The organism is Paenibacillus tritici (assembly GCF_013204885.1).
Lineage (GTDB): Bacteria > Bacillota > Bacilli > Paenibacillales > Paenibacillaceae > Paenibacillus_AQ > Paenibacillus_AQ tritici.
On sequence record NZ_JABMKX010000004.1, the window covers coordinates 342,119 to 354,028 of the forward strand.

Here is an 11,910-nt window from a genome sequence, read left to right on the forward strand (position 1 = left end):
CTGTTCTATCCGAGGAGAGAAAGCGATGATGAATCAGGTGGATTACCAAAACAAGCTTGACCAGATCCGCATAGCCCTGGGGTATGACTTCATGTCGCTGGCGTTCGCCGAACCGGCGGAATATGACTATGTGATCCGGTGGAAATACGCCTCAGGCAATATCAGTGACCGTTACAAACGGATTGTGCTGCAGTCCGGCAGAGGGATTGCAGGAATCGTATTCAAGACCGGTAAGCCGTTCTTGATTCCGTCTGTGAAGCTCGTAGTGAAGGCCGATACCTTATTCAATTATCCCATCACCAAGATAGAGAATCTGAACAGCATCGGGGCTGTGCCGATGTGGAATGATGCCCGTGTGGCAGGCGTGCTTCTGGGCGGCTTCAGGGGTGAACAGCAGGTAACCGCTGAAATGCTTAGAGACCTGGAAGCGGTAGCGCGGAGGGGGATTGGAGACTTGAACGGGAAGGAATTGTTGCTCAGTTGATGATATCCGGAACGGATTTGCGTAGCACGCTCATGACGAAGCTGTTCGAGAACAGCTCGGAAGCGATGTTCTTTTTTGACCGGGAAGGGAAAGCCTTGGCCATGAATCCGGCTGCCGAAGCCATCGTCGACAAGGATGTTCTGAAGCAGCTGTATCAGGGGAATCCTGAAGCACTCTGCGGAACCTGCCGGGGATATACCAGTGAGACGGAGCTGCGTACCTGCCTGAATTGTTATTTTCATACACCGGACTTGGAGGAGTTCACCTCGTATCAAGTCTATCTGGAGACTAGGGACAAGGGGGTTGTCCCTTATGCGGCAACCTTCCACACTATAGATGAAGAGAACGGGATCAGAATCTTCATGCTCAGGGATCTGACGAGGCAGTTCAAGACGCAGGAGAAGTTCTACCAGAACAAGATGATGAAGCATATTATTGAGGCCCAGGAGAATGAACGCAAGCGGATCTCCCGTGAACTGCATGATAGCGTTGCGCAAGAGCTGATGAGTGCTGTGATTGATCTGCGTGTGCTGAAATATATGACAGCCGACGACGGGCTGCTGAAGAAGATGAAGCAAACCGAAGTGTCCATGACCCGGCTGCTGAATGATATCCGCAACCTCTCGGTAGAGCTTAGACCGGCTGCCTTGGATGACTTCGGGCTGGAGGCGGCCTTCCGCTCCCACTTCAAGCGGGTGGAACAAACCTACGGCCTGCTGATTGAATATGAATCCCGGCTCTCGGAGAAGCGGTATGGGAGCGAAATCGAGACGGTCATGTACCGGGTATGCCAGGAGGCTGTGCTGAACGCCCTGAAGTATGCCCAGGTGGACAGCGTCAGGGTCTCGCTTACTGAGACCGGCGGCATCCTGCTGCTGCGGGTTGAGGATGAGGGCATCGGCTTCCATCCGGGAGACGAGCCTGCGGGAACCGGCCTTGGCCTGTTCGGGATGCAGGAACGGGCAGAGCTGGTGGGCGGCACCTTCAGTGTGGATTCACAGCTGGGCAAGGGGACCCGAATTGTTTTGCAGGTGCCGGTAGGAATGGCCCAAGGAAAGGAATGAGCTTCTGATGAAGATCGTCATTGCAGACGACCATGCAATTGTTCGCAGCGGATTCTCCATGATTCTCAATTTCCAGGATGACATTGAAGTGATCGGAGCGGCGGCTGACGGCAGGGAAGCTTATACCATGGTAGCCAAGTTCCGGCCGGACATTCTGATCATGGATTTAAGTATGCCTCCGGGAGAAAGCGGGCTGACCGCGACCGGCAAGATCAAAGAGGATTATCCCGATACCAAAATTCTGATTCTCACGATGCATGACGATGATGAATATCTTTTCCATGTCCTGAAGAACGGGGCCTCCGGTTATGTGCTCAAGAGTGCGCCGGACGAGGAGCTGCTGCTGGCCATCCGGACTATCTATGAAGGCGGCACTTATATTCATCCCAAGATGGCTACGTCGCTGGTCCGCGAGTTCATTAAGCAGGAGAAGACCGCCGGGACCGAGGACCTGTTCGAGCTGTTGTCCAAGCGGGAGCTGGAGATTCTGCCGCTCATTGCCAAGGGATACGGGAATAAGGAGATCGCCGAGAAGCTCTTCATTTCCGTGAAGACCGTGGAAGCCCACAAAGCCAAAATTATGGAGAAGTTAAACCTTAAAAGCCGGCCGGAGCTGGTCGAATATGCTTTGAGGAAAAAAATGCTGGATTTCTGACCGGCAACGGGAGGGGTTAGCTGTATGCCGGAACATACAGGCCTCAGGTTTACGCTGCCCGCGATGCGTATCCTTGAGAATGAACACCGCTATTTATCTTTTCTGATGGAGGAATGGCATGAGCTCGTGCTGTGGTATGAGCAGGAGCCGCTCGCTCTGGAAGAGGCCCGGACCCGGCTCCATAAGCTGCGGCAGGCGATCCTGGAGTTCGTGGAGCCGCTGAAGAAGCATACCGGGAAGGAAGAAACGCATTTCTTCCCGCTGCTGGGTAATTATATCGGCTTTGAGCAAGGACCGCTGGCCGGCATCCAGGAGGAGCACCGCGAAATTGACGGATATATCGGGCATTTCCTGCATCACTCCGAGGGGGATATAGACCAGATGACGCTTGAGGCGATCCGTTCAGCCGTTCAGGATGCGGGGGAGGCCTTTGAGGTGCTGACGGTGCATTTTGTCAAAGAAGAGACGGTGATCTTTCCGATGGGCGAGACCCAGTTGAGCGCGAAGGATAAGGAACGTTTAAATAAACAGTTAAATACGCTGATTACGTGACAAAAAACAGGCCGCTCCAATTCCATTGGGCGGCTTTTTGATACTTTTGATAATAGGAGAATTTATACTTTTTCAACAGGAGGTTCGGTCAGTGCTTCCCCATCTGTGATTTCAACCTTAAGATTTGTTGTTCTGTGAGACCTGAAGCTTTAAGAATAACTGAGGTTTCTACTCCAAGCGCAAGAAGTTCAAGTACTATGGCTTCTGCCTTTTTTTGTTCACCCTTAGCAATTCCCTCCGCAATTCCTTCAGCAATTCCTTCCGCACGTCCTTCCGCACGTCCTTCCGCTTTAGCACCGTTCATCCGTGAAGCCTCGTCACGCAAATACTTCATCCGGGCATCATACTCCATACGTGTAGCGGCATCCTGGCTCAGAAATTCAAGTGTATCCATTGCTTTTTTTAACATGGGTTCATTCATGGTCAGCACCTCCCAGTTTGGTTGTTCAACACCCTTCAGGAATAATAACCAGTTGATTAAACCGCTTGTTAACGGTATTACCTGCTCCTCGAGCTTTGTTAATTCCATCACATGAATCTCTAGATCATTGTTAAGCGGAATCCCGGTATGATCTTCCCGAAGGCGAAAGACATTATGATGGCGGTCATTCGGTAGGCAGGAGTAGTTCAATATATTAATCGTAACACACTTTTTCAATTGGCTGTAATCGTCGCCCTTTTGAATTTGGTGATAGTACATCTCACTCCAGTAAAAAAGTGTCCGCTTCTCCATATTGTAAGGATTGAACAATTGCATTTCGATGTTGATCCGCTTGCCCTCTGCCGTTTTCGCCTTGATGTCCAGTATGGACTGCTTTTCAGCCGGAGCATCTTTATCTGTATAAGGATTCATTAATATGATCTCAGTCAACGGTGGTTCACCGGACTCCATAAAAGTACTGTTAAGAAAGGCTAAAAGCACATCTTTGTTGTTTTCACTGCCGAATATTTTCTTGAAGATAAAGTCGTTCCTTGCATCGAGCAATTCCACTATTATCACTCCAATCTAATAGGCTTATTATATCATGGCAGAATTACGCGTTGTAGACAAAATCAGCCTTTTTGTATACACACACATAATGCTATTCTGTCCCTAAAACTCTGTAATGCATACAGTCAATTAGGTGGCGTTATTTTTTCAGGGTTTACCCTGTCAGGGAAAGGGGACTCCCCTATATCTGAGCCGGGGAACGGCGGATACAATGAGTACAGAAGTATCTATAGGCATAAATCACAAGAAAAAACGGCGAAAAGGTGAGTCGAATGATTAGAAAAATGCAATTGCCCCTGCAAACCTTAAACTTGATTACCGGATTCATGGTGTGGGTGATTATCTCTTCCCTGATGCCCTTTATTTCGGAGGATATCAGCATCCCTCCAGGGCGGCTGGCCATGGTTACGGCCATTCCGGTTGTGCTTGGCTCGGTTCTAAGAATTCCGTTAGGCTATTATGCGAATATTCTGGGAGCGCGAATTATTTTTATGTCCAGTTTTATCCTGCTGCTGTTCCCCGTCTACTTCATCAGTGAAGCGTCCTCGGTCACTCATCTGATTATCGGAGGGCTGTTCCTGGGTGTCGGCGGGGCTGTATTCTCGGTAGGCGTAACCTCTCTGCCGAAGTATTATCCCAAGGAGAAGCATGGCCTGGTCAACGGAATCTATGGCATCGGGAATATCGGAACGGCGGTCACGACCTTCTCGGCCCCCATCGTGGCTGCACAGATCGGCTGGGCCCCTGCTGTCAAAATGTATCTGATTCTGTTACTGGTCTTCATCGCCCTGAACTTCTTCTTCGGGGACCGTCAGGAGCCTAAGCTCAGAACACCGATTATCGAGCAGATCAAAGGCGTATCCAGGAACGAGAAGCTCTGGCTTTTCTCTCTGTTCTATTTCATTACCTTCGGCTCGTTCGTGGCGTTTACCATTTATCTGCCGAACTTTCTGGTCTCCAATTTCAGTCTGGAAAAAGTGGATGCCGGGATGCGTACCGCCGGCTTCATTGCAGTAGCCACCTTCTTCCGTCCGATCGGAGGCTGGCTGGCCGACAAGTTCCAGCCTTTGTTCCTGCTAATCTTCACCTTCAGTATCTATACGGTTGCAGCCATTATTCTGGCCTTCATGCCGGACATGGGCTTATACACAGCAGGGTGCCTGGCGATAGCGGTAAGTGCGGGAATCGGTAACGGGGTCATCTTCAAGCTGGTTCCGCTGTACTTCAACAAGCAGGCGGGAATTGCCAACGGAATTGTGTCCATGATGGGCGGTCTGGGCGGATTTTTCCCTCCGATTATGCTGTCGGTCATTCATGCGGCGACCGGACAATACTCCATCGGGTTCATGCTGCTCTCCCAGGTGGCGCTTGCCAGTCTGGTGCTGGTGGTATGGCTGTATTTCCAGGACCGTCTGGCCCTTACCTCTGAAGTGTTCAATTCAACCGGTCAGGGGATTCTGGTTACCGATGTATCCGGTCATATCAAGACGGTTAACCCGGCCTTCACGAAGCTCACCGGCTATACCGAAGAAGAAGTGCTGGGCAGACAGCCCAGCCTGCTGAAGTCCGGCCGCCAATCCAAGGATTTTTACCGCGCGATGTGGAGAGAGGTCAAGGAGAAGGGGATGTGGCAGGGTGAGATCTGGAACAGGCGCAAGAGCGGAGAAGAATATTTGCAGTGGCTGAATATCAGCGCAGTGAAGGATGAGACAGGGGAAGATGTCCGTTATGTAGGCACCTTCAGTGATATTACGCAGAAATAGACGGGGATTGGGTATCCAGTCCGGCACCGGGTTAGGAGCAGATGAAGGTGGAGAAGACGAGAACGCCGGTTACTGTAGCAGAAGCTGTATTCCGGATTACCGATAGAGTATGCCGCACAGGTACAGAGAGAGTCCCGCTTGACGCAAGTTATGGACGCATACTGGCGCAGCCGCTCACGGCAACCCATGATGTTCCGCATTTCACCCGTTCCCCGTATGACGGATATGCTATTGCTTCGGCAGATTCTGCCGGTGCTTCCGGCAGCAGCCGGGTCAGCTTCACGGTGGTGGATCATATCGGCGCCGGGGAAGTCTCACAGGCTGTGATCGGCCGCCATGAAGCGGTCCGCCTGATGACGGGGGCAGCGCTGCCGGATGGGGCGGATGCGGTAGTCATGTTTGAGCAGGCCGTGTCCACGGGGCAGACGTTTACGATCCGCAAGGCTTTTGCACCGCAGGAGAATCTGTCTCTGCAGGGTGAGGATATGCAGGCAGGGGAAATGGTGATTCCGGCAGGCCGCTTCATTCATCCCGGGGTGATTGCGCTGCTTGCTACCTTCGGTTACGCGGAGGTGGAGACGGGGAGACGGCCGGTTGTAGGGATTCTGTCTACGGGAACAGAGCTGCTGGCTGTGAATGCACCCCTGGTCCCCGGCAAAATCCGTAACAGCAACGGGCCGATGATTGCCGCCCAGCTTGCCCGGATGGGGATCCCTTACCGGATGTATGATACGGAAGCGGACCAGCTCGAAGATTGCCTGCTGACAGTCCGCCGGGCCATGGCTGAAACCGACTGTCTGATCACAACGGGCGGAGTGTCGGTTGGAGATTATGACTACCTGCCGGAGATTTACAAGCGCCTCGGGGCTGAGGTGTTGTTCAACAAGGTGGCGATGCGCCCGGGCAGCGTGACAACAGTGGCAGTTGCCGGGGATACCTTCCTGTTCGGACTGTCCGGCAATCCTTCGGCGTGCTTCACCGGCTTCGAGCTGTTCGTCAGACCTGCCCTGCTCCGGATGATGGGAGCGGACAACCTGTATCTGCCTCATACGACGGCCCTGCTGGCAGAGGATGTGCCGAAGGCCAATCCGTTCACCCGGTTCATCCGGGCGGTCTATGACGGGACCACGGTACGGCCCGCCGGCTTCAATAAGTCGGGTGCAGTATCGTCGATTGCACGCGGGAACTCCCTGATCGTGCTGCCGGGCGGGACAAGAGGTTATGCTTCAGGTGACAAGGTGGATGTCCTGCTGCTGGGCGCTGAAGAAGGCACGGATGAATGGGGACTGTAAGGCTACCGGAAGGAGATAGACGCACATGAATACTCATCCACTACAGGATCAGCTGCGGCGGCCTATCCATGATCTGCGGATATCGGTCACCGACCGGTGCAATTTCCGCTGCTCCTACTGCATGCCGAAGGAGATATTCGGTGAGGATTATGCCTTCCTCCCGGCCAGCGAGCTGCTTACCTTCGATGAAATCTGCCGGTTGACCAGGCTGTTCGTCTCGCTGGGTGTCAGCAAAATCCGCCTGACCGGAGGCGAACCGCTGATGCGGCCTAATCTGCCTGAGCTGGTCACCCGAATCTCCGCTACGCCCGGTGTAGAGGATATGGGACTGACGACGAACGGGGTCCTGCTAGGCAGACAGGCGGCGCCGTTGTACGCGGCGGGCCTGCGCAGGCTGAATGTCAGCCTGGATGCCCTGGACCCTGAACTGTTCGGCAGAATGAACGGGCGCGGCTTCAAGCCGGGAAGCATTCTCCAGGCGATTGATCAGGCGGCCGCCGCCGGGTTCGAGGTCAAAGTGAATATGGTCGTCCAACGAGGCGTGAACGAATCGGAGATTCTGCCGATGGCCGCCTACTTCAAGAAGCGGAAGATCACGCTGCGCTTCATCGAATTCATGGATGCCGGCAACGATAACGGCTGGAGCTATGATAAGGTCGTTACCAAAAAAGAAATACTGCAGCAGCTGCAAAACGTCTATACGCTGGAAGCCCTGGAGCAGAATTACACCGGCGAAGTCGCACAGCGTTATGGCTATCAGGGAAGTGCGGGCGGGGTCGGCTTCATCACCTCCGTGTCCGAATCCTTCTGCTCCACCTGTTCGCGGGCCCGGCTGTCTTCCGACGGCAAATTGTATACCTGCCTGTTTGCTTCTGAGGGCTTCGACCTCAGGACCATGCTGCGCAGGGGGGCCAGTGATGCAAGTCTGCTGGCAGCGATCAGGCAGGTATGGGAACAGCGCAGCGACCGTTATTCCGACGAACGGACGGAGAAGACCCGCAGAAGCAAGGCCAAGATTGGCATGTCCTATATTGGAGGATAATTTTTGCATGACAGGAGGCGAATCGTACCTATGAACGGAGCAGAGCTGCTGATTGAGCTGCTGATCGGGAAGAAAGTGGAGACCCTGTTCGGCTACCCCGGCGGAGCCGTATTGCCTTTATATGATGCGCTATATGATAATGACCGGATTCAGCATGTGCTGGTCCGGCATGAGCAGGCTGCGGTCCATGCAGCGGACGGATATGCAAGAGCCACGGGGCGTCCGGGGGTGGCCCTCGTAACCAGTGGTCCCGGAGCCACCAATGCGGTCACCGGCATTGCCACAGCATTCATGGATTCTGTTCCGTTGATTGTGCTTACCGGCCAGGTAGCCACTGATCTCATTGGTCTGGACAGCTTCCAGGAAGTGGATATTTACGGAATGACCATGCCGGTCACCAAGCATAATTATATTGTCAGGGACATTGCCGATCTTCCCAGGATCGTACACGAAGCCTTCCATGTAGCGACCACAGGAAGACCGGGTCCGGTCCTGATTGATCTGCCGAAGAATGTCATGAATGCAGCGTACACCGGGGAGAATGGGGCAGCGGCACAGAGTGTCCCGCCAAGCATAAGAGGCTATCAGCCCGATCCGTCCATTGACCCTGCGGATATCATGCTTACGGCAGAGCGGCTGAGCCGCGCGGAGCGTCCGCTGATTCTCGCCGGCGGAGGCTGCATGCAGGGAGATACCCCTGCACTCCTGAGGGAATTCGCCGAGCGGCATAACCTTCCTGTAGCCAGTACGCTGATGGGTCTCGGAGCGTTCCCCTCGGGACATCCCCGGCATCTGGGCATGGTCGGGATGCATGGAACAGTGGCTGCTAACCGTGCGCTGCAGGGTGCCGATGTGGTGTTATGTCTCGGAGTACGGTTCAGTGACCGTGTAACGGGTAAGCGGAAGGCGTTCTCCCCGGGCTCCTACAAAATCCAAGTGGATCTGGACACCTCGGAGCTGAACAAGAACATTCCTGTAGATCTTGCGGTAAACGGCTCATGCGAGGAGCTGCTTAGAGGAATCCGGGAACAGGTACATACCGCGGAGCGTTCAGCCTGGGATCAGCAGATTATGACCTGGCTCCATCGCCCGGTGAAGTCAAGCCGGGAACAGGAGGCTAAGCTGACTCCCCAGGAAGTGATCCGCTGCCTTCAAAAGGCTACCGCAGGCGATGCGATTATTGCCACGGATGTCGGCCAGCATCAGATCTGGACGGCGACGCATTATGAATTCTCGGAAGCCCGGTCCTTCCTGACCTCCGGCGGGCTGGGCACCATGGGGTACGGTTTGCCTGCTGCAATAGGCGCTGCCGTTGCTTTTCCGGAACGCGATGTGGTGTGTATTACAGGGGACGGCAGCTTTCAGATGAATATGCAGGAGATCATGACGGCCGTGGACCATGGCCTGAATGTCAAGGTGGCGATCCTTAAGAACGGATATCTGGGGATGGTCAGACAATGGCAGCAGTTGTTTCTGGGCCGGCGGTATTCCTCGGTGCGGATCAGCTCGCCGGATTTCGTGGCCTTGGCGAAGTCCTTCGGCGCCCACGGGTTCCGGGCACGTACGCTGGCTGAAGCGGAGCAGATTATCCAGCTTGCGCTGCACACAGAGGGGCTGGTCGTGATGGAATTCGATATCACCGAGGAGAGCAATGTCTATCCTATTGTGCCGCCCGGCTCCAGCAATCAGGATATGATCGTAGAGTAGACAATAGACTGGCGGACATGAAGGAAGCTCCTCTGCGCGGATGACCGGCGGAAGAGCTTCCTGGTTTTTTAGAGGCTGATAAGCCGAATATAATAAGAAAAGCGATAAGGATCGGAGGGGGATTTTGGAACTGTAGGAGCGATAGCGACCGCCTTTGTCACCGGATTTTCTACCGCTAACTGCGGTTCCAAATCAAGAAATCTGGGGACAACAGCGGCCGGAAGTCCAAATATTCTCCGTAGTGACGATTAAGCTTTAGAAATATAATACAAGCACAGACACATACAACATGACGGAGAAGCCGATCTCGATGATTCCGGTACGTTTGGCGGTAATGCCAGTCCTTGGCAGAAGGGCTGCCCGCAGAAGCAGGATCAGCAGCGGGACCAGCAGAGACGGGAACAGAAACAGCCCGGCTGCGGCGAACAGCAGATGATATCCCACGGAGCCGTAATAGAAGCGGGGATTATTCCGTTCACGGATGACCGTTTTGACATAGAATGCGGTTCCGGTAAAATACAGCACAGCCAGCACGAACAGCTCGTTCACGGCCTGCCAGCTCTCTCCCCGCCCCACATAGAAGACCGGATAAATCACCAGGCAGAATGCCACAATAGCCGCGATATCATTGAGCAGGGCCCGTTCATTCTTCGTTCTGGCATAATAGAGATTTACAGCAAATAACGGCAAGAGCAGCAGCACGAACCCTAGCAGTACAGGCTGGACGATCACCAGATAGAGGGCGAACGGGACCAGCAGAATGCCATATACCTTGAGCGGCCCGGCAACCCGCGCGAATCTCCGGGTCTTCACCGCCTGCAATAACGGGAAGCTGAACAAATAGATCAGCAGCCAGCAGATAAACAGCGGAATATGTATGAATTGGCCTTTGGAGGCGGTGACTCCGAGCAGAAACGGGAGAACGAGCATCGCCCAGGCGCCGTGCTGGTTAGGGATATATTTTTTCATTGAGACATGGAGCTCCTTCCTTGAACGATCATGGGGTGTCAGGTACCAGACTCTTTAACTATACTTTTTGTGGGCGGGGAACACAGGTGATTTGAAGCACATGTGCGGCACCGGCAGAGTGGGAATGGGAAGCAGGCTGAACAATGTTATAATCGGATAGATACTCAAGAAGAGGAGTAAGCACTGTGACGAAGGAATCTCAGTATGCAGGAGAAGGAAGTCCGGTTCCTGTATTGCAAATCATAGGCTATAAGAACAGCGGCAAAACAACCCTGGCCTGCCGGCTGATCCACGCTCTATCCGCGCAAGGGATACGTGTTGGCACTGCCAAACGGGATGCTCATGATTTCCGGTTGGATGACCCGGGGACCGACAGCAGCAGGCATCTGCTGCACGGTGCGGTTGAGACTGTGCTGACCTCTTCAGAGGCCACAAGGGTCATGCGGAAGTCGGGGACTTCCCTGGAAGACATTGCGCAGTCGATGCACGGCAGGGTGGATCTGCTGATCGCCGAGGGGTTCAAATCTGCGGATTATCCCAAGATTGCCTTGATTCGCCGTTCAGAGGACAGGATAATGCTGCAAAAAGAAGCATCAAATATATGCCTGTGGTTAAGCTGGGAAGAGACGGCGGATAGGCATAGTGCAGCTTCCCAAGCTTGGAAGAGCCAGAATGGCTCCCCAATATTGCCGCTGCGGGATCAGGCGCTTGTAGATCAAGAGATCCTCGCTCTGGCTCTGTCGCTGCTAGCTTGAATACAACCTACAGGAGGTGTCCCTTGTGCTGACAGGAATCATATTGGCGGGCGGACGGAATTCCCGGATGGAGGGCCGGAATAAAGCACTCCTGACCTATCACGGGGAACCGTTCATTGTCCGGCAGGTGAGGGAGATGCGGACCGTTTGCTCCGCGGTGATGGTGGTCACGAACGATTCTTCCCCTTATCAGAGCCTTCTTCCGTCTGATATCCTGTATCTGCCGGATGTATACGCAGGGCATGGGCCGTTAAGCGGGTTTCATGCTGCTTTTGCCAGAGTGGAGACGGATTATTCCTGGGTTGTAGGCTGTGACAGCCCTAATATCTCGGCTCCGGCTGCCGCTTGGATGCTTACCCGGCTGGAGGAAGGCGGCTATGATGCGGTTCTTCCCGTAATTGACGGCAGACATCAGATGCTGCATGGGGTATACCGGACGCGTCCCGTCTTGCCAAGGATTATTGCAGGACTGGAGGCCGGACAATACCGGCTGGCAGGTCTACTGGATTCGATCTATTGGCTGGGGGTTGACCAGGACGAGCTTGCCGGGGCGGGATTCGAAGCGGAATGTGCGGCAGATGTAGATACACCCGGGCAGTATGAGCAGCTGCTTGCAGCTATCGAAAGGGAGTGAGC

The 11,910-nt window shown here is 54.0% G+C and carries 12 protein-coding genes; 10 read left to right on the plus strand and 2 right to left on the minus strand.

The window, feature by feature from the left end; all coding sequences use genetic code 11:
* The first annotated feature begins 25 nt into the window (after positions 1 to 25).
* Genes HQN87_RS09190 through HQN87_RS09205 form a run of 4 tightly spaced genes read left to right on the plus strand, consistent with a single transcriptional unit; the run spans position 26 to position 2,755 of the window.
* Positions 26 to 484, plus strand: a complete 459-nt coding sequence (locus tag HQN87_RS09190) for a GAF domain-containing protein (RefSeq protein ID WP_173131010.1) — start codon at positions 26 to 28, stop codon at positions 482 to 484.
* A complete protein-coding gene (locus HQN87_RS09195; protein ID WP_254075438.1) occupies positions 484 to 1,548 on the plus strand; it encodes a sensor histidine kinase in 1,065 nt (354 codons plus the stop codon). Before HQN87_RS09190 ends, HQN87_RS09195 begins: the two co-directional genes overlap by 1 nt.
* Before the next feature lie 7 nt (positions 1,549 to 1,555).
* Positions 1,556 to 2,203: a response regulator transcription factor gene (locus HQN87_RS09200; protein WP_173131013.1), complete on the plus strand. Its 648-nt coding sequence runs from the start codon at positions 1,556 to 1,558 to the stop codon at positions 2,201 to 2,203.
* Between the two features lie 24 nt (positions 2,204 to 2,227).
* The gene (locus HQN87_RS09205; protein ID WP_173131016.1) at positions 2,228 to 2,755 is read left to right on the plus strand and encodes a hemerythrin domain-containing protein; all 528 of its coding nucleotides are present in this window, start codon (positions 2,228 to 2,230) and stop codon (positions 2,753 to 2,755) included.
* An 88-nt stretch (positions 2,756 to 2,843) separates the two neighbouring features.
* Here HQN87_RS09205 and HQN87_RS09210 read toward each other — a convergent pair whose 3' ends face one another.
* On the minus strand, positions 2,844 to 3,749 hold the full coding sequence (locus HQN87_RS09210; protein WP_173131425.1) for an Rpn family recombination-promoting nuclease/putative transposase: 906 nt from the start codon (positions 3,747 to 3,749) through the stop codon (positions 2,844 to 2,846).
* A gap of 269 nt (positions 3,750 to 4,018) precedes the next feature.
* Here HQN87_RS09210 and HQN87_RS09215 point away from each other — a divergent pair, with 269 nt between their 5' ends.
* From HQN87_RS09215 to ilvB, 4 genes are read left to right on the plus strand one after another with little or no spacing between them, the layout of a single operon-like run.
* The gene (locus HQN87_RS09215; protein WP_173131019.1) at positions 4,019 to 5,509 is read left to right on the plus strand and encodes a nitrate/nitrite transporter; all 1,491 of its coding nucleotides are present in this window, start codon (positions 4,019 to 4,021) and stop codon (positions 5,507 to 5,509) included.
* A 41-nt stretch (positions 5,510 to 5,550) separates the two neighbouring features.
* Positions 5,551 to 6,801 (plus strand): molybdopterin molybdotransferase MoeA, encoded by a 1,251-nt coding sequence (locus HQN87_RS09220; RefSeq protein WP_173131022.1) that lies wholly within the window; start codon positions 5,551 to 5,553, stop codon positions 6,799 to 6,801.
* 25 nt (positions 6,802 to 6,826) lie between these two features.
* On the plus strand, positions 6,827 to 7,843 hold the full coding sequence (gene moaA, locus HQN87_RS09225) for a GTP 3',8-cyclase MoaA (RefSeq protein WP_173131025.1): 1,017 nt from the start codon (positions 6,827 to 6,829) through the stop codon (positions 7,841 to 7,843).
* Positions 7,844 to 7,873: 30 nt separating this feature from the next.
* On the plus strand, positions 7,874 to 9,550 hold the full coding sequence (gene ilvB, locus HQN87_RS09230; RefSeq protein ID WP_173131028.1) for a biosynthetic-type acetolactate synthase large subunit: 1,677 nt from the start codon (positions 7,874 to 7,876) through the stop codon (positions 9,548 to 9,550).
* 255 nt (positions 9,551 to 9,805) lie between these two features.
* Here ilvB and HQN87_RS09235 read toward each other — a convergent pair whose 3' ends face one another.
* On the minus strand, positions 9,806 to 10,519 hold the full coding sequence (locus tag HQN87_RS09235) for a YwiC-like family protein (RefSeq protein WP_173131031.1): 714 nt from the start codon (positions 10,517 to 10,519) through the stop codon (positions 9,806 to 9,808).
* A 185-nt stretch (positions 10,520 to 10,704) separates the two neighbouring features.
* Here HQN87_RS09235 and mobB point away from each other — a divergent pair, with 185 nt between their 5' ends.
* Complete coding sequence (mobB, locus tag HQN87_RS09240; RefSeq protein ID WP_173131034.1) at positions 10,705 to 11,274, plus strand: molybdopterin-guanine dinucleotide biosynthesis protein B; 570 nt, start codon at positions 10,705 to 10,707, stop codon at positions 11,272 to 11,274.
* A 25-nt stretch (positions 11,275 to 11,299) separates the two neighbouring features.
* Positions 11,300 to 11,908, plus strand: a complete 609-nt coding sequence (gene mobA, locus HQN87_RS09245; RefSeq protein ID WP_173131037.1) for a molybdenum cofactor guanylyltransferase — start codon at positions 11,300 to 11,302, stop codon at positions 11,906 to 11,908.
* Positions 11,909 to 11,910 lie beyond the last annotated feature (2 nt).